The 16,683-nt window shown below is 69.5% G+C and carries 16 protein-coding genes, 1 tRNA gene and 1 pseudogene; 7 read left to right on the forward strand and 11 right to left on the reverse strand.

Translation table 11 applies throughout. The features are described 5' to 3' along the window. From galT to galK, 3 genes are read left to right on the forward strand one after another with little or no spacing between them, the layout of a single operon-like run. Positions 1-1,101 carry a galactose-1-phosphate uridylyltransferase gene (gene galT / locus ACWDA7_RS18780; RefSeq protein ID WP_450605374.1) on the forward strand — a complete coding sequence of 367 codons (1,101 nt, stop codon included), beginning with the start codon at positions 1-3 and terminating at the stop codon, positions 1,099-1,101. Continuing rightward, a complete protein-coding gene (gene galE, locus ACWDA7_RS18785; RefSeq protein WP_450605375.1) occupies positions 1,098-2,066 on the forward strand; it encodes a UDP-glucose 4-epimerase GalE in 969 nt (322 codons plus the stop codon). Before galT ends, galE begins: the two co-directional genes overlap by 4 nt. Beyond that, positions 2,067-3,209 carry a galactokinase gene (gene galK / locus ACWDA7_RS18790; RefSeq protein ID WP_450605376.1) on the forward strand — a complete coding sequence of 381 codons (1,143 nt, stop codon included), beginning with the start codon at positions 2,067-2,069 and terminating at the stop codon, positions 3,207-3,209. Here galK and ACWDA7_RS18795 read toward each other — a convergent pair. Next, positions 3,151-3,645, reverse strand: a complete 495-nt coding sequence (locus ACWDA7_RS18795) for a GNAT family N-acetyltransferase (RefSeq protein ID WP_450605377.1) — start codon at positions 3,643-3,645, stop codon at positions 3,151-3,153. The two genes, galK and ACWDA7_RS18795, sit on opposite strands and share 59 nt — an antisense overlap. Before the next feature lie 263 nt (positions 3,646-3,908). Here ACWDA7_RS18795 and ACWDA7_RS18800 point away from each other — a divergent pair, with 263 nt between their 5' ends. Further along, positions 3,909-4,676 (forward strand): LuxR C-terminal-related transcriptional regulator, encoded by a 768-nt coding sequence (locus tag ACWDA7_RS18800; RefSeq protein ID WP_450605378.1) that lies wholly within the window; start codon positions 3,909-3,911, stop codon positions 4,674-4,676. On the opposite strand, the gene tamR is transcribed toward ACWDA7_RS18800, so the two are convergent. Then, positions 4,635-5,132 carry a MarR family transcriptional regulator TamR gene (gene tamR / locus ACWDA7_RS18805; protein WP_432928593.1) on the reverse strand — a complete coding sequence of 166 codons (498 nt, stop codon included), beginning with the start codon at positions 5,130-5,132 and terminating at the stop codon, positions 4,635-4,637. The two genes, ACWDA7_RS18800 and tamR, sit on opposite strands and share 42 nt — an antisense overlap. Before the next feature lie 165 nt (positions 5,133-5,297). Here tamR and ACWDA7_RS18810 point away from each other — a divergent pair, with 165 nt between their 5' ends. Together ACWDA7_RS18810 and ACWDA7_RS18815 are read left to right on the forward strand one after the other, a co-directional pair. After that, positions 5,298-6,104 (forward strand): trans-aconitate 2-methyltransferase, encoded by an 807-nt coding sequence (locus tag ACWDA7_RS18810; protein ID WP_450605379.1) that lies wholly within the window; start codon positions 5,298-5,300, stop codon positions 6,102-6,104. Positions 6,105-6,107: 3 nt separating this feature from the next. Beyond that, on the forward strand, positions 6,108-6,479 hold the full coding sequence (locus ACWDA7_RS18815) for a glyoxalase (RefSeq protein WP_450605380.1): 372 nt from the start codon (positions 6,108-6,110) through the stop codon (positions 6,477-6,479). Between the two features lie 88 nt (positions 6,480-6,567). On the opposite strand, the gene ACWDA7_RS18820 is transcribed toward ACWDA7_RS18815, so the two are convergent. Together ACWDA7_RS18820 and ACWDA7_RS18825 are read right to left on the reverse strand one after the other, a co-directional pair. After that, positions 6,568-7,233 carry a TetR family transcriptional regulator gene (locus ACWDA7_RS18820; RefSeq protein ID WP_450605381.1) on the reverse strand — a complete coding sequence of 222 codons (666 nt, stop codon included), beginning with the start codon at positions 7,231-7,233 and terminating at the stop codon, positions 6,568-6,570. Between the two features lie 7 nt (positions 7,234-7,240). Next, complete coding sequence (locus ACWDA7_RS18825) at positions 7,241-8,251, reverse strand: acyl-CoA desaturase (protein WP_450605382.1); 1,011 nt, start codon at positions 8,249-8,251, stop codon at positions 7,241-7,243. 359 nt (positions 8,252-8,610) lie between these two features. On the opposite strand from ACWDA7_RS18825, the gene ppc reads away from it, so the two are divergent. Next, positions 8,611-11,343, forward strand: coding sequence for a phosphoenolpyruvate carboxylase (gene ppc, locus ACWDA7_RS18830; RefSeq protein ID WP_450605383.1), 2,733 nt, complete (start codon positions 8,611-8,613; stop codon positions 11,341-11,343). A gap of 135 nt (positions 11,344-11,478) precedes the next feature. Here ppc and ACWDA7_RS18835 read toward each other — a convergent pair whose 3' ends face one another. The 7 genes and pseudogenes from ACWDA7_RS18835 to ACWDA7_RS18865 form a co-directional block, all read right to left on the reverse strand. Continuing rightward, on the reverse strand, positions 11,479-11,967 hold the full coding sequence (locus ACWDA7_RS18835; protein WP_450605384.1) for a hypothetical protein: 489 nt from the start codon (positions 11,965-11,967) through the stop codon (positions 11,479-11,481). A 113-nt stretch (positions 11,968-12,080) separates the two neighbouring features. Beyond that, on the reverse strand, positions 12,081-12,683 hold the full coding sequence (gene pth / locus ACWDA7_RS18840; protein ID WP_450605385.1) for an aminoacyl-tRNA hydrolase: 603 nt from the start codon (positions 12,681-12,683) through the stop codon (positions 12,081-12,083). Between the two features lie 69 nt (positions 12,684-12,752). Further along, positions 12,753-13,355: a 50S ribosomal protein L25/general stress protein Ctc gene (locus tag ACWDA7_RS18845; RefSeq protein ID WP_450605386.1), complete on the reverse strand. Its 603-nt coding sequence runs from the start codon at positions 13,353-13,355 to the stop codon at positions 12,753-12,755. A 178-nt stretch (positions 13,356-13,533) separates the two neighbouring features. Beyond that, the gene (locus tag ACWDA7_RS18850) at positions 13,534-14,508 is read right to left on the reverse strand and encodes a ribose-phosphate diphosphokinase (RefSeq protein ID WP_432928577.1); all 975 of its coding nucleotides are present in this window, start codon (positions 14,506-14,508) and stop codon (positions 13,534-13,536) included. A 147-nt stretch (positions 14,509-14,655) separates the two neighbouring features. After that, positions 14,656-16,104 (reverse strand): bifunctional UDP-N-acetylglucosamine diphosphorylase/glucosamine-1-phosphate N-acetyltransferase GlmU, encoded by a 1,449-nt coding sequence (gene glmU / locus ACWDA7_RS18855; protein WP_450605387.1) that lies wholly within the window; start codon positions 16,102-16,104, stop codon positions 14,656-14,658. Between the two features lie 124 nt (positions 16,105-16,228). After that, a tRNA-Gln gene (locus ACWDA7_RS18860) sits at positions 16,229-16,303 on the reverse strand. A 29-nt stretch (positions 16,304-16,332) separates the two neighbouring features. Beyond that, positions 16,333-16,683: pseudogene (locus ACWDA7_RS18865) on the reverse strand (hypothetical protein); the annotation flags it as partial.

Here is a 16,683-nt window from a genome sequence, read left to right on the forward strand (position 1 = left end):
GTGAAGAAGACCTCGACCCGGCTGGCCGACGGTCGTGAGCTCATCTACTACGACCTGCGCGACGACACCGTGCGGGACGCGGTGGACCGCCGGCCGCTGGAGCGGACCGTCACGACCTCCGAGATCCGCCGGGATGTGCTGCTGGGCGACTCGGTCGCCGTGGCCTCCCACCGGCAGGGCCGCACCTACCTCCCGCCCGCCGACCAGTGCCCCCTGTGTCCGTCCAGGGGCGAGCACTTGAGCGAGATCCCGGACTCCTCGTACGACGTGGTCGTCTTCGAGAACCGCTTCCCCTCGCTCGCCGGCGACTCCGGCCGCTGCGAGGTCGTCTGCTTCACCTCCGACCACAACGCCTCCTTCGCCGATCTGACCGAGGAACAGGCCGGCCTGGTCCTGGACGCCTGGACCGATCGCACCGCGGAGCTGTCCCATCTGACCGCCGTCGAGCAGGTGTTCTGCTTCGAGAACCGCGGCCGGGAGATCGGAGTGACCCTCGGTCACCCGCACGGTCAGATCTACGCCTACCCCTTCACTACCCCCCGCACCGCCCTGATGCTCGGATCGCTCGCCGCCCACAAGGAGGCGAGTGGCGGGGAGAACCTGTTCGACGCCGTGCTGGAGCGCGAGCTCGCCGGCGAGCGCGTCGTCCTGGAGAGCGACCACTGGGTGGCCTTCGTGCCGTACGCCGCGCACTGGCCCTACGAGGTCCACCTCTACCCCCGCCGGCGCGTCCCGGACCTGCTCGCGCTGGACGAGGCGGCCCGCACAGAATTCCCCAAGGTCTATCTGGAACTCTTGAGGCGCTTCGACCGGATCTTCGACGAGGGGTACGGCTCCGTGCGCGGTGGGGGGGAGAACGCCGTGGTCGAGTCTCCGACGCCGTACATCGCCGCCTGGCACCAGGCGCCGTTCGGCGCGCTGGCCGACTTCGAGGGCGTGATCAGGGACGACTTCGCGCTCCACCTCGAGCTTTTCACCATTCGCCGCACTTCCGGCAAGCTGAAGTTCCTCGCGGGTTCCGAGTCCGGCATGAACGTGTTCATCAACGACGTGCCGCCGGAAGCCGCGGCCCAGCGAATGCGAGAGGTAGCGAGTTCATGAGTGGGAAGTACCTGGTCACGGGCGGCGCGGGCTATGTGGGCAGCGTGGTCGCGCAGCACCTGCTGGAGGCGGGCCACGAGGTCGTCGTCCTCGACAATCTCTCGACCGGCTTCCGCGAGGGTGTGCCGGCCGGTGCTGCTTTCGTCGAGGGCGACATCCGCGATGCGGCCAAATGGGTGGATCCCTCGTACGACGCGGTCCTGCACTTCGCCGCGTTCTCGCAGGTCGGCGAGTCGGTCGTGAAGCCGGAGAAGTACTGGGACAACAACGTCGGCGGCACCATGGCGCTGCTCGGCGCGATGCGGGAGGCGGGCGTGCGCAAGCTCGTCTTCTCCTCCACCGCGGCGACCTACGGCGAGCCGGTGAACACCCCGATCACCGAGACCGACCCGACCGCGCCGACCTCTCCCTACGGCGCCTCGAAGCTCGCCGTCGACCACATGATCACGGGTGAGGCGACCGCCCACGGCCTGGGCGCCGTGTCCCTGCGCTACTTCAACGTGGCGGGCGCCTACGGCGCCTACGGCGAGCGCCACAACCCGGAGTCCCACCTGATCCCGCTCGTGCTCCAGGTCGCGCAGGGCCGGCGGGAGGCCATCTCGGTCTTCGGCGACGACTACCCCACGCCCGACGGCACCTGCATCCGCGACTACATCCACGTCGCGGACCTGGCCGAGGCGCACCTGCTGGCGCTCGACGCCGCCACCTCCGGCGAGCACCTGATCTGCAACCTCGGCAACGGCAACGGCTTCTCGGTGCGCGAGGTCATCGAGACGGTGCGCCAGGTCACCGGGCACCCGATCCCCGAGGTCGCGGCCCCGCGCCGGGGCGGCGACCCGGCGTTCCTGGTCGCCTCCGCGGCCACGGCCCGGGAGCGCCTCGGCTGGAACCCGTCCCGCGCGGACCTCGCGGGGATCGTCGCGGACGCGTGGGAGTTCGCGCAGAACGTCGCAAGGGAGCAGTAGATGGGCGTACGCGAGGGCTTCGAGGAACTGTTCGGCAGCGCCCCCGAGGGCGTCTGGGCGGCTCCGGGCCGGGTCAATCTGATCGGTGAGTACACGGACTTCAACGAGGGGTTCGTGATGCCGTTCGCCCTGCCGCACACGGCGGTCGCGGCGGTCTCGCGCCGCTCCGACGGGGTGCTGCGGCTGCACTCGGCGGACATCGAGGGCCCGGTCGTCGAACTGCGCGTGGACGAGCTGCGGCCGCTGACGAACACCAGCTGGGCCGCTTATCCGGCCGGTGTCGTCTGGGTGCTGCGCGAGGCCGGCCACGTGATCACCGGCGCCGACCTCCATCTGTCCTCGACCGTGCCGACCGGCGCGGGCCTGTCGTCCTCGGCGGCCCTCGAGGTGGTCACCGCCCTCGCGCTCAACGACCTGTTCGGCCTCGGCCTGAGCCGCCCCGAGCTGGCCAGGCTCGCCCAGCGCGCCGAGAACGACTTCGTCGGCGTGCCGTGCGGCGTCATGGACCAGATGGCGTCGGCCTGCAGCGACGAGGGCAGCGCCCTGCACCTCGACTGCCGTGACCTCTCGATCCGCCAGATCCCCTTCGACCTGGCCGCCCAGGACCTCGCGCTGCTCGTCGTGGACACCCGCGTCAAGCACGCGCTGGGCGACGGGGCGTACGCCGAGCGGCGCGCGGGGTGCGAGGAGGGTGCGCGGCAGCTCCGGGTCTCGCACCTGCGGGACGTCGCCTACGAGGACCTGGACTCCGCACTCGCGCGTCTGTCCGACGAGCGGGTACGCCGCTATGTGCGGCACGTGGTCTCGGACGACCACCGCGTCGACCGGGTCGTCGCCCTGCTGGACGCGGGCGACGTCCGAGCGATCGGTCCCGTGCTGACGGAGGGCCATGTCTCCCTCAGGGACGATCTGCGCATCTCCTGTCCCGAACTGGACCTGGTCGTGGAGACGGCGAACGCCTCCGGCGCACTCGGCGCCCGGATGACGGGCGGCGGCTTCGGCGGTTCGGCGATCGTGCTCGCGGAGGCATCCGACATGGACACGATCACGAAGGCGATCGAAGAAGCGTTCTCTGGCGCCGGTTTCACGACCCCCCGGGTGTTCCTGGCGGCGCCGTCGGCGGGAGCCCGCCGGCTCGGCTGAGCCGCTTGGTCAACGTGTACTCCGTGATCCCCGGCGGGTAGTCGGGGATCACGCACACCACGTCGTAGCCGTGCTTCCGGTAGAACTCCGGCGCCTGGAAGTCCCATGTCTCCAGGCGCGCGGCCGTGCATCCGCGCCCCTGGTGCGCAACGTGCTCCGCCTCGGCCAGGAGGCGGGTGCCGAGGCCCGCGCCACGGTGGCGGCCGTCCACCCACAGGTAGGCGACGTGCAACCACGTCGTCCAGGTGTGTCCGACCAGACCGCCCGCCAGCTCGCCTGCCGCGTCCAACGCCCATAGGTGGAGCGGGACTTCGCGTTCACCAGGGGTTCCGCGCAGCGCGCGCAGCACCGGGGACGCCGCCGTGTTCGTCTCGCGCAGCCGGGCGCGGAGCAGATCCCGCCGCTCCCTGTCGACTTCCGTCTCGATACGAAACATGCGGCTCACCCTAAACGCGCTGGCCAACCAGTTCTGCAAATATCCTTCCGCTCCCGGCCCCTGGCCCTACCCTGTGAACAGCGCCGGTGGGGGCCGGTGCTGATCAGGGGGCGAGACAGCCGGGTACGACGCCCGGAGTGGGGGTAGCAGTTCCAGCACGGCGGCGGCCGTGCGGCTGCGTCGCCCTGTCCCAGGTGTCATGACCGGGGAGCACTCAGGGCGCCGCACCTGCGTGGGTCGTCCCCCGAGCAGTGGGGGTTTGAGTGGTTCGTATCCGAGTCCTGGTCGTCGACGACCATCGCATCTTCGCCGAGTCGCTCGCAGCCGCGCTGGCGGCCGAGCCCGACGTCGACGTGTCCGCGGCGGGCAGCGGTCCGGCCGCGCTGCGCTGCCTGGATCGGGCGGCCGCGGAGGGCCGCAGATTCGACGTGATGCTCGTCGACGCGGACCTCGGGGGCAACGTCCCCGGCTCGCGCGCCGCGGTGCCCGTCCAGGAGGGCAACGAGGACGGGCTCGTCGACGGCATCTCCCTTGTCGCCGGGGTCCGTTCCGGGCAGCCGAGCGTACGGACCGTCGTCCTCGCCGAGAAGGACGACCCGCGCCGGGCGGCCCTCGCCCTGCAGGCCGGCGCGTCCGGCTGGGTCGCCAAGGACTGCTCGCTGTCCCGGCTGCTCGCCGTCATCCGGGGCGTGCTGCGGGACGAGACGCACCTTCCGCCGGCCCTGCTCACCGGCGTGCTGCGCGAGCTGACCGCGGCCCGCAAACACCGCACCGAGAGCGAACGGCTGGTGGAGTCCCTGACGCCGCGGGAGCGGGAGGTGCTGCGGTGCATGGTCGCGGGCCTGGGCCGCAAGGCCGTCGCCGAGCGGCTGTACCTCTCCCCGCACACCGTCCGCACCCATATGCAGAACGTGCTGGGCAAGCTGGGCGTCCACTCGACACTCGCCGCCGTCGCCCTGGCCCGCCGCGCCGGTGTCGGACCGGTCGACCTAGCCGGGGATGTTGTCGAACGGGGCGGTCAGCTGGCGTAGCAGCGCGGCCAGTTCGCCGCGCTGGGCTGAGCTGAGCTCCGCCAGGATCGCGCGCTCCTGGTCGAGCAGTCCGGCGAGTGCCTGGTCCGCCCGGTCCCGGCCCTCGTCCGTGAGGCGCACCAGCACGCCCCGGCGGTCGCTGGGGTCGGGCAGCCGCTCGACCAGGCCCTTCTTCGCCAGGCGGTCGATGCGGTTCGTCATCGTGCCGGAGGTGACCAGCGTCTGCGTCAGCAACTGCCCCGGGGACAGCTGGTAGGGGGCCCCGGCCCGCCTCAGCGCGGTGAGGACGTCGAACTCCCAGGGCTCCAGGCTGTGCTCGGCGAACGCCAGCCGACGTGCGCGGTCCAGATGCCGTGCCAGCCTGCTCACCCGGCTGAGCACTTCAAGCGGTTCCACGTCGAGGTCCGGGCGCTCCCGGCGCCACGCCGCGACCAGCCGATCGACCTCGTCCTCCATGGCGATCAGTGTAGTGGTTGTGTCGACATGAAGTCTCTTGACATGGAGTTTCTTGACGTCGAGGTACTTTCGAGGTGAGGATGATGTTCCGTACGGAGGCGGCGTCGGACGGGGGCGACGTCTCCGTACGGGACGACGTGTCCGTACGCCGTGAGGAGAGCTGCCATGCCCATCGCCACCACCTGGGACCCCGGCCAGTACCTGCGTCATGCCGGCCATCGCGCCCGCCCCTTCGCCGATCTGCTGGCCCGCGTTCCCGGACTGCCCGGCGACGCGCCCCGCATCGCCGACCTGGGCTGCGGACCCGGCAATGTCACCGTCCTGCTCGCGGATCGCTGGCCCTCCGCGCACATCACCGGGTACGACAACTCGCCCGAGATGCTCGACAAGGCGCACACCGACCACGAGGGCCCCACCCCGGGCGGCGGCCGCATCGACTTCGCCCACACCGACGCCCGCACCTGGGCGCCCCCGGAGCCGTGCGACCTGATCATCAGCAACGCCACCCTGCAATGGGTACCGGGACACGCTGCGCGTTTCGCCGACTGGGTGGCAGCGCTGAAGCCGGGCGGTACCTTCGCCTTCCAGGTACCCGGCAACTTCGACTCGCCGAGCCACCAGCTGATGCGGGAACTCGCCGGTTCGGCCCGCTGGAAGGACCGCCTCGCCGGCATCCTGCGCCACGACGACGCGGTCCTCACCCCCGAGGCCTATCTGGCGCGCCTCACCGACCTCGGCTGCACCGCCGACGTCTGGGAGACGACGTACCTGCATCTGCTGCAGGGCGAGGACCCGGTCCTGGACTGGGTGAAGGGCACCGGACTGCGGCCGGTCCTCACCGAGTTGGGAGAGGAGGCGGAGGAGTTCCTCACCGCCTACCGGACGGCGTTGAGGGAGGCGTACCCGGCGACCGGGCACGGAACGGTGTTCCCGTTCCGCCGGATCTTCGCCGTCGCCACGAAGGAGGCCTGACCCGTGCTGACCGCCGTCGACCACGTCCAGCTGGCCGCCCCGCCCGGCTCGGAGGACCTGCTGCGGGCGTACTACGTCGACGTCCTCGGCATGACCGAGATCCCGAAGCCGCCGGTACTGGCGGCGCGCGGGGGCTGCTGGTTCCAGGCAGGGGCGGTGCAGCTGCACCTGGGGATCGAGAGCGACTTCCGGCCCGCGAGGAAGGCCCATCCTGGGCTTCGCGTCACCGGGATCACGGCGTATGCGGACCGGCTCGCGGCGCTCGGGGTGCCGGTGACCTGGGACGACAACCTGCCGGGACACCACCGCTTCTACTCGGAGGACCCGGTGGGGAACCGGCTGGAGTTCCTGGAGCCGGTGGCCACGGCCGCTTGAGGGCTTCCAGGGATTCCTGGCCTGTGTACCACGGCAGCGGCCGCAGTCGACAAAGGTCATCAGATCGGGTGATCGCGTCGGCCGCGCCTCAGCTCTTGCGATGACCTATCAGCCGCGGCTTCGGCTCGAGACCGTCCAGTCCGTGCCACGCCAGGTTCACCAGATGCGCCGCCACCTCGGCCTTCTTCGGGCGGCGCACGTCCAGCCACCACTGGCCGGTCAGCGCCACCATGCCGACCAGCGCCTGCGCGTAGAGAGGGGCCAGCTTGGGGTCGAAGCCGCGGCTCTTGAACTCGCGGCCCAGGATGTCCTCCACCTGCGTGGCGATGTCCGAGATGAGCGAGGCGAAGGTTCCCGTCGACTGCGGGATGGGGGAGTCACGGACCAGGATCCGGAAACCGTCCGTGTACTCCTCGATGTAGTCCAGGAGCGCGAAGGCCGCCTGTTCGCACAGCTCCCGGGGGTGCCCGGCGGTGAGCGAACCGGTCACCATGTCCAGCAGGCGCCGCATCTCGCGGTCCACCACCACCGCGTACAGCCCCTCCTTGCCACCGAAGTGCTCGTACACCACCGGCTTGGAGACCCCGGCCTTCGCCGCGATCTCCTCTACCGACGTGCCCTCGAACCCTTTGGCGGCGAACAGCGTACGACCGATCTCCAGCAGCTGCTGGCGGCGCTCCGCACCGGTCATCCGCGTACGACGGGTGCGCCGCGGCTTTTCGTTGCTGGGGGTGCTGGAGGAATCGGTCGCCACCCGTCAATCATGCCGCGTCAGCGGTGACCTTCCGGCGCCGGGAGCCGTCCCCGTCGGTGCTGCGGCGGGAATCGATACGCGAGCGTGATGGCCAGCGCACGTCGTACGCCCAGCCGAGCTGCTCGAACCAGCGGATGATCCGGGCCGAGGAGTCGAGCTGGCCGCGCTCCACCCCGTGCCGCGCCGACGTGGGGTCCGCGTGGTGCAGGTTGTGCCAGGACTCGCCGCAGGACAGGATCGCCAGCCACCACACGTTGCCGGAGCGGTCGCGCGACTTGAACGGGCGCTTGCCCACGGCGTGGCAGATCGAGTTGATCGACCAGGTCACGTGGTGCAGCAGCGCCACCCGGACGAGTGAGCCCCAGAAGAACGCCGTGAAGGCACCCCACCAGGACATCGTGACCAGCCCGCCGATCAGCGGCGGCAGCGCCAAGGACAGCCCGGTCCACAGCACGAACTGGCGGGAGACCGCCCGCAGCGCCGGGTCCTTGATCAGATCCGGTGCGTACTTCTCCTGCGACGTCTGCTCCTCGTCGAACAGCCAGCCGATGTGCGCCCACCACAGGCCCTTCATCAGAGCCGGAAGCGTCTCACCGTAACGCCACGGAGAGTGCGGGTCGCCCTCCGCGTCCGAGAACTGGTGGTGCTTGCGATGGTCGGCCACCCAGCGCACGAGGGGGCCCTCCACGGCCATCGAACCCGCGATCGCCAGCGCGATCTTCAAGGGTCGCTTCGCCTTGAAGGAACTGTGGGTGAAGTGGCGGTGGAAACCGATCGTGATGCCGTGGCAGCCCAGGTAGTAGAAGAAGACCAGCAGGGCCACGTCGAGCCAGCTCACGCCCCAGCCCCAGGCCAGCGGCACTGCCGCGACGAGCGCAAGGAACGGGACGATGATGAACAACAGCAGCGCGATCTGCTCGATCGAGCCCTTCTGCTCGCCGCCCAGGGTGCCGGAGGACACCGCAGTGTCGTCGTTCGCCTTCGGGGCGTCTTCCATCACATCGGAGCTTGCGGTCATGGGGCGTCCCCTGTGGGGTCGAGGGTTGAGGCAGGTGCCCGGATACGGTCCCAGGGTTCCCCCGCGATCCGGCGGGACACCCTACGGTTCCGTAACCTACGGCGTCGTAAGTATGGCAGTGCGTTGCCCGGCGGCAAGAGCCCATGAGCCTGCGCGTCCGTCCGGACACCTATCCTTGGAGACGGTCGGACAGCGCGGTCCGCTCTCTTTTCTTCCCGGATGCCCGGTCCGTATGCGGCACCCGCCGCGCGGCACTCGTCCGGGTCCCCTGCCAGACGACCCCACCCGTCGCCCACCACCGCCCTTCCAGGGAGTCGCTGACGCGACGCACCTCCTGATTACCGCAAGGAGCCGCACCTGTGAGCAGTGCCGACGACCAGACCACGACGACCAACAGTGAGCTGCGCGCCGATATCCGCCGACTGGGCGATCTGCTCGGCGAGACCCTCGTCCGACAGGAGGGCCCCGAGCTCCTGGAGCTGGTCGAGCGGGTCCGCCGGCTGACCCGAGAGGACGGGGAGGCAGCCGCGGAACTGCTGCGCGGCACCGAACTGGACACCGCCGCCAAGTTGGTGCGCGCCTTCTCCACCTACTTCCACCTGGCCAACGTCACCGAGCAGGTGCACCGCGGCCGCGAACTGCGCGCGCACCGCGCCGCCGAGGGCGGACTCCTCGCCCGTACGGCCGACCGCCTCAAGGACGCCGACCCGGACCACCTGCGCGAGAGCGTCACGAACCTCAACGTGCGCCCGGTGTTCACGGCGCACCCGACGGAGGCCGCGCGCCGCTCCGTCCTCAACAAGCTCCGGCGCATCGCCGCGCTCCTGGAGACCCCCGTCATCGAGGCCGACCGCCGCCGCCACGACACACGCCTGGCCGAGAACATCGACCTCGTCTGGCAGACCGACGAGCTGCGCGTGGTGCGCCCCGAACCCGCCGACGAGGCCCGCAACGCCATCTACTACCTCGACGAGCTGCACGCCGGCGCCGTCGGCGACGTCCTGGAGGACCTCAGCGCCGAACTGGAGCGCGTCGGCGTCAAGCTGCCCGACGAGACCCGCCCCCTCACCTTCGGCACCTGGATCGGCGGCGACCGCGACGGCAACCCCAACGTGACCCCCGAGGTCACCTGGGAGGTGCTGATCCTCCAGCACGAGCACGGCATCAACGACGCGCTGGAGATGATCGACGAACTGCGAGGCCTGCTGTCGCAGTCCATCCGCTACACAGGCGCCACCGAGGACCTGCTGGAGTCCCTGCGCGCCGACCTCGAGCTGCTGCCCGAGATCAGCCCCCGCTACAAGCGCCTCAACGCCGAGGAGCCCTACCGGCTCAAGGCCACCTGCATCCGCCAGAAGCTCGTCAACACCAAGCGGCGCCTGGCCAGGAGCACCCAGCACGAGCCGGGACGCGACTACCTCGGCACCGCCGAACTGCTGCACGACCTCAGAGTCATCCAGGCCTCGCTGCGCGCCCACCGCGGCAGCCTGTTCGCCGACGGCCGGCTCACCCGCACCATCCGCACCCTCGCCGCCTTCGGCCTCCAACTGGCCACCATGGACGTCCGTGAGCACGCCGACGCCCACCACCACGCCCTCGGTCAGCTCTTCGACCGGCTCGGCGAGGAGTCCTGGCGCTACGACGACATGCCGCGCGAGTACCGGCACAAGCTCCTCGCCAAGGAACTGCGCTCCCGCCGGCCGCTCGCCCCCATCCCCGCCCCGCTGGACACGGCCGGCACCAAGACGCTCGGCGTGTTCGAGACCGTCAAGCGGGCCCTGAAGGTCTTCGGACCCGAGGTCATCGAGTCCTACATCATCTCCATGTGCCAGGGCGCCGACGACGTGTTCGCCGCCGCCGTGCTCGCCCGCGAGGCCGGCCTGATCGACCTGCACGCCGGCTGGGCCAAGATCGGCATCGTCCCGCTGCTGGAGACGACGGACGAGCTGAAGGCCGCCGACACGATCCTCGAGGACATGCTCTCCGACCCCTCCTACCGGAGGCTCGTCGCCCTGCGCGGCGACGTGCAGGAGGTCATGCTCGGCTACAGCGACTCCTCCAAGTTCGGCGGCATCACCACCTCCCAGTGGGAGATCCACCGCGCCCAGCGCCGCCTGCGCGATGTCGCCCACCGCTACGGCGTACGGCTCAGGCTCTTCCACGGCCGCGGCGGCACCGTCGGCCGCGGCGGCGGCCCCACCCACGACGCGATCCTCGCGCAGCCCTGGGGCACCCTCGAAGGCGAGATCAAGGTCACCGAGCAGGGCGAGGTCATCTCCGACAAGTACCTGATCCCGTCCCTGGCCCGCGAGAACCTCGAACTGACCGTCGCCGCCACCCTGCAGGCTTCCGCCCTGCACACCGCGCCCCGCCAGTCCGTCGAGGCCCTCGCCCGCTGGGACGCGGCCATGGACGTCGTCTCCGACGCCGCCCACGCCGCCTACCGCAGGCTCGTCGAGGACCCCGACCTGCCCGCGTACTTCTTCGCCTCCACCCCCGTCGACCAGCTCGCCGACCTCCACCTCGGCTCCCGGCCCTCGCGGCGCCCGGACTCAGGTGCCGGACTTGACGGACTGCGTGCCATCCCCTGGGTCTTCGGATGGACCCAGTCCCGGCAGATCGTGCCCGGCTGGTTCGGCGTCGGCTCCGGCCTCAAGGCACTGCGCGAGGCCGGCCTGGACACCGTGCTCGAAGAGATGCACGAACAGTGGCACTTCTTCGGCAACTTCATCTCCAACGTCGAGATGACCCTCGCCAAGACCGACCTGCGGATCGCCCGCCACTACGTCGACACCCTCGTCCCCGACGAGCTCAAGCACGTGTTCACCACGATCGAGGCCGAACACGAGTTGACGGTCCGTGAGGTGCTGCGCATCACCGGGGAACAGGAACTGCTGGACTCCCAGCCGGTCCTGCGGCAGACGTTCGCCATCCGCGACGCCTACCTGGACCCGATCTCCTACCTCCAGGTCGCCCTGCTCAAGCGGCAGCGCGACGCGGCCGCCGCGGACACGGAACCCGACCCGCTGCTGTCCCGGGCGCTGCTGCTGACCGTGAACGGCGTCGCGGCCGGCCTGCGCAACACCGGCTGAGGACCCCGAGAACACGGCAGTGCCCCGGGACCCGCACGGACCCGGGGCACTGCCCTGTCGTACGCCGGCAGCAGCCGGCCCTCCTGTGGCGGCACACGGCGACGGGCCACCCGGAAGCGGGCGGCCCGAGCACCCTCACAGCACCAGGAAAGCAGCCGTCAGCAGAGCGGTCCCCGCACCCGCCAGCACCCACGCCGGCCGCGCCCGCCGCAGTCCGCCCGCCACCACCACCGAGGCCAGCAACAGCGCCCCGCCCAGCGGCACCCACGCGTAGAGAATCCCGGCCGGCCCCGAGCGCACGACATCGTCCGAATCCGGCTTCAAGACCACCGTGTACGTCGTCCCCCGCCGCACCGCGACCGTCTTCTGGAGCACCACGCTCCTGCGGGGCCTCGCCCCGGCCGACAACGGCGTGAACGGACCAGTGCACGTCTTCGCCCCGCACCGGGTCACCTCGATCGTGCCCTGCTCACGCCCCTTGGTCAGCATCACGTACTGCGCGGTTCCCCAGGAACCCCAGACGCCGGCGATCACGATCAGCACGGCGACCGTACCCATCGCCGCGAGCCGCCCGAACCGCAGCACCGCGACCGCACCCTGAGAGGACGAGACGGCAGAAGGCATGCCGGCGATCCTTGGCCATGGCTTGCCGCCCGGTCAACTCCAGCCGGGCCGCACAGGCGACAAGTCCCGAGTTGTACACACGTATCGACGCCCCCGGGACCCCGCCCACGCGCTCAGGAGTTGTACGTGCCTTGCGCCCGCTCCAGTCCCTCGATCACCAGACACTCCACCGCGTCCGCCGCACGGTCCACGAAGTAGTCCAGCTCCTTGCGCTCCGCCGACGAGAAGTCCTTCAGCACGAAGTCCGCCACCTGCATACGCCCCGGAGGACGCCCGATGCCGAACCGCACCCGGTGATAGTCCGCACCCATCGCCTTCGTGATCGACTTCAGCCCGTTGTGGCCGTTGTCGCCCCCGCCCAGCTTCAGCCGCAGAGTGCCGTAATCGATGTCCAGCTCGTCGTGCACGGCCACCACGTTCCCCACCGGCACCTTGTAGAAGTCCCGCAAGGCGTTCACCGGACCACCCGACAGGTTCATGAACGACATCGGCTTGGCGAGGATCACCCGACGGTTCGCCGGCCCCGGAGGACCGATCCGCCCCTCCACGACCTGCGCCTGCGCCTTGCCCGCACGCTTGAACTTCCCCCCGATCCGCCCGGCCAGCAGATCGGCCACCATGAAACCGACGTTGTGCCGGTTCATCGCGTACTCGGGTCCCGGATTGCCCAGGCCGACGATCAGCCAGGGAGCGCCTGCGGCGGTGGTCACGTCCATGTCTCCTTGATACGCGCCAGCCGCCGTCCCTCGCGGGAACAGCGGCTGACGAAACGACGACGGTGAGGATCAGGCCTCGGCGGGGGCCTCTTCGCCCTCGGCGGCCTCCTCGCCCTCCGGAGCCTCCTCCACCTGCGCGGCCAGGACCTGCAGAACCACAGCGTCCTCGTCGACCGCCAGGGTCACACCCGACGGCAGAACGATGTCCTTGGCGTGGACCGAGGCACCGGCCTCGAGACCCTCGACCGAGACCGTGACCGCCTCGGGGATGTGCGTGGCCTCGGCCTCGACCGGCAGCGCGGCCAGCACGTGCTCCAGCAGGTTGCCACCCGGGGCCAGCTCGCCCTCGGTCTGGACCGGGATCTCGACCGTGACCTTCTCGCCGCGCTTGACCAGCAGCAGGTCCACGTGCTCCAGGAAGCCCTTAAGCGGGTCACGCTGCACGGCCTTCGGAATCGCCAGCTCGCTCTTCTTGCCGTCGATGTTCAGCGAGATCAGGACGTTCGGCGTACGCAGCGCGAGCAGCAGCTCGTGACCCGGCAGGGTCAGGTGCAGCGGGTCAGAACCGTGCCCGTACAGGACACCCGGAACCTTGCTGTCACGACGGATACGACGCGCGGCACCCTTGCCGAACTCGGTGCGCGTCTCAGCGGCGATCTTCACCTCGGACATGATCACTCCTCGTAGAAACCAGAAACGGACGGGGTCACCCGGCCACGAACGGCCTGCTACGAAGAGCGCGTCGATTACGGACCGCCGTACCCATGAGTACGGCCTCCCTCGCCGAGCAACTGCGGCAGTCTACTCGGAGCGGGAGGCCGCACCCAAAACGATCTCTACCTCAGCAGCATCACTGCTCGTCGAACAGGCTCGTCACCGAACCGTCCTCGAACACCTCACGCACCGCACTCGCGATCGTCGGCGCGATCGACAGCACCGTGATCTTGTCCAACTGCAGCTCACCCGGCGTCGGCAGCGTGTTCGTCAGGACGAACTCACTCACCTTCGAATTCTTCAGCCGATCCGCCGCCGGACCCGACAGCACACCGTGCGTCGCCGTCACGATCACATCCTCCGCGCCGTGCGCGAACAGCGCGTCCGCGGCCGCACAGATCGTGCCGCCCGTGTCGATCATGTCATCGACCAGGACACAGATACGGCCCTTCACATCACCGACGACCTCGTGCACCGTCACCTGGTTCGCGACGTCCTTGTCACGCCGCTTGTGCACGATCGCCAGTGGCGCACCCAGACGGTCGCACCAGCGGTCCGCCACCCGCACCCGACCCGCGTCCGGAGACACGACCGTCAGCTTGTCCCGGTCCACCTTCTGACCCACGTAGTCCGCCAGCAGCGGCAGCGCGAACAGGTGGTCCACCGGACCGTCGAAGAAGCCCTGGATCTGATCCGTGTGCAGGTCGATCGTCAGAATGCGGTCCGCACCCGCCGTCTTCATCAGGTCGGCGATCAGACGCGCCGAAATCGGTTCACGCCCCCGGTGCTTCTTGTCCTGCCGCGCGTAACCGTAGAACGGCACAATCACCGTGATGGAACGCGCCGACGCACGCTTCAGCGCGTCGATCATGATCAACTGCTCCATGATCCACTTGTTGATCGGAGCCGTGTGGCTCTGGATCAGGAAGCAGTCGGCACCACGCGCCGACTCCTGGTAACGCACATAGATCTCACCGTTGGCGAAGTCGAAGGCCTTCGTCGGGACGACCCCGACACCCAGCTGGTGGGCGACCTCCTCGGCAAGCTCGGGGTGGGCGCGGCCGGAGAAGAACATCATTTTCTTCTGGCCGGTCGTCTTGATCCCGGTCACAGCACTGTCTCCTCAGAGGTGTTCTCAGCTCGGTACCAAGAGGCCGCCACAGCCCGTTGGGTCTCCCAAACGGACGGCCGTCTCGGCTGGTGGGGGTGCGGGTGTGCACTTATCACGGTACGCCGTGTCAGACGTACCTGTTTCCGGTCAGGCCTGACCCTCCGGCTCCCGGGACACCGCCTCGGCCGCCTTCGCAGCCGCGCTCCCCGGACGCTTACGAGCCACCCAACCCTCGATATTCCGCTGCTGACCACGGGCCACGGCCAGCGAACCGGGCGGCACATCCTTCGTGATCACAGAGCCAGCAGCCGTATAGGCACCGTCCCCGATCGTGACAGGCGCCACAAACATGTTGTCCGAACCAGTACGGCAATGAGAGCCCACCGTCGTGTGGTGCTTGTCCTTGCCGTCATAGTTCACGAACACGCTCGCCGCCCCGATGTTCGTGTACTCACCGATCGTCGCGTCCCCCACATACGACAGATGCGGCACCTTCGTACCCTCACCGATCGAGGCGTTCTTCGTCTCCACATACGTACCGACCTTCGACTTCAGGCCGAGCCGCGTCCCAGGACGCAGATAGGCGTACGGGCCCACAGACGCCTGCGGCCCCACGGACGCCCCGTTGGACACGGTGTTGTCCACCCGCGCCCCCGCACCCACCACGGTGTCCTTCAGCCGCGAATTGGGCCCCACCTCGGCCCCCTCACCGATGTGCGTCGAACCCAGCAGCTGCGTCCCCGGCTGCACCACCGCGTCCTGCTCGAACGTCACCGTCACATCGACCCAGGTCGTCGCCGGATCGACGATCGTCACACCCGCCAGCATCGCCTCGACGAGCAGCCGGTCGTTGAGCAGCCGACGCGCCTCCGCCAGCTGCACACGGTTGTTGATACCCGCGATCTCACGGTGATCGGCGGCCACACAGGCCCCCACCCGGTGCCCGGCCTCACGCAGGATCCCGAGGACGTCGGTCAGGTACTCCTCACCCTGACTGTTGTCCGTCCTGACCTTCCCGAGCGCCTCGGCGAGCAGCTGCCCGTCGAAGGCGAAGACCCCCGAGTTGATCTCCTTGATCGCCCGCACGGACTCGCTCGCGTCCTTGTGCTCCACGATCGCGGTGACGGCGCCGGTCCCGCCGTCGCGGACGATGCGGCCGTAACCGGTGGCGTCGGGCACCTCAGCGGTCAGCACGGTGACCGCGTTGCCGTCCCCCTCGTGCGTGCCGGCGAGCTGCTGGAGCGTTTCGCCGGTGAGCAGCGGCGTGTCGCCGCACACCACCACGACGGTCCCGTCGACGGACCCGCCCAGCTCCTCCAAGGCCATGCGGACGGCGTGCCCCGTCCCGTTCTGCTCGGCCTGGACCGCGGTCCTCACATCCGGATCGATTCCCGTGACATGTGCGGAGACCTGTTCACGGGCGTGGCCCACGACGACGACGAGGTGCTCGGGCTTCAGCTCGCGCGCGGCGGCGAGCACATGCCCGACAAGGGAGCGGCCGCAGATGTCGTGCAGAACCTTGGGTGTGGCCGACTTCATACGGGTGCCCTCACCCGCTGCGAGAACAACGACGGCGGCCGGGCGGTTGGCGCTCACGGGGATGCCCTTCGGCTTCAGGGGGCTGGGGTGGACATCCGCAGGATACCGGGGTGTTCATGGGGGGACATGAGAGCGGGCCCTGACGGTGCTGTCAGGGCCCGAACCTGGGTCTTGTGCGCTGTGGCTCCCCTGCCAGGACTCGAACCTGGAACAAATCATCCAAAGTGACCCGTGTTGCCGATTACACCACAGGGGATGGCGTAGCGACCTAAAACAGACATTTTGTTAGTCCGCTGACGTCGCGGCACCTACTATGCCGCACCACCAGCCCTCGATGCGACGGTACAACTCGGCTGCTTGGAGAACTCGAATGACAAGACAGCCGTGATAGCCGTCTCCTGTGTTCTCGCGGACGGTCTTCGGGTTGTGCTTCTTGAGGGTCGTCCTCTGGAGGTCGGACACGTCGATGCCGACGAGGTCGGCCCAGTGAGCCTTTCCCGGTAACCGGTCGTCGCTCGCTGTGATCGCTGGGCTGTGCTGTGCCGCTGCCGTCGCCAAGTCCGCGCAGCCGTAAGGCCCCTGGTAGGAACGATCTTGCGACAGAAAGATCCGACCGAGGGGCCTCACGTGCCGACC

It is taken from the genome of Streptomyces sp. NPDC001156 (genome assembly GCF_053598275.1).

What these genes read in the sequence shown, in the direction of transcription:
- galE (WP_450605375.1), top strand. Translation starts at nt 1,098, where the DNA reads ATGAGTGGGAAGTACCTGGTCACGGGCGGCGCGGGCTATGTGGGCAGC.
- galK (WP_450605376.1), top strand. Translation starts at nt 2,067, where the DNA reads ATGGGCGTACGCGAGGGCTTCGAGGAACTGTTCGGCAGCGCCCCCGAG.
- ACWDA7_RS18795 (WP_450605377.1), bottom strand. Translation starts at nt 3,645, where the DNA reads ATGTTTCGTATCGAGACGGAAGTCGACAGGGAGCGGCGGGATCTGCTC.
- tamR (WP_432928593.1), bottom strand. Translation starts at nt 5,132, where the DNA reads ATGGAGGACGAGGTCGATCGGCTGGTCGCGGCGTGGCGCCGGGAGCGC.
- ACWDA7_RS18810 (WP_450605379.1), top strand. Translation starts at nt 5,298, where the DNA reads ATGCCCATCGCCACCACCTGGGACCCCGGCCAGTACCTGCGTCATGCC.
- ACWDA7_RS18825 (WP_450605382.1), bottom strand. Translation starts at nt 8,251, where the DNA reads ATGACCGCAAGCTCCGATGTGATGGAAGACGCCCCGAAGGCGAACGAC.
- ACWDA7_RS18835 (WP_450605384.1), bottom strand. Translation starts at nt 11,967, where the DNA reads ATGCCTTCTGCCGTCTCGTCCTCTCAGGGTGCGGTCGCGGTGCTGCGG.
- pth (WP_450605385.1), bottom strand. Translation starts at nt 12,683, where the DNA reads ATGGACGTGACCACCGCCGCAGGCGCTCCCTGGCTGATCGTCGGCCTG.
- ACWDA7_RS18845 (WP_450605386.1), bottom strand. Translation starts at nt 13,355, where the DNA reads ATGTCCGAGGTGAAGATCGCCGCTGAGACGCGCACCGAGTTCGGCAAG.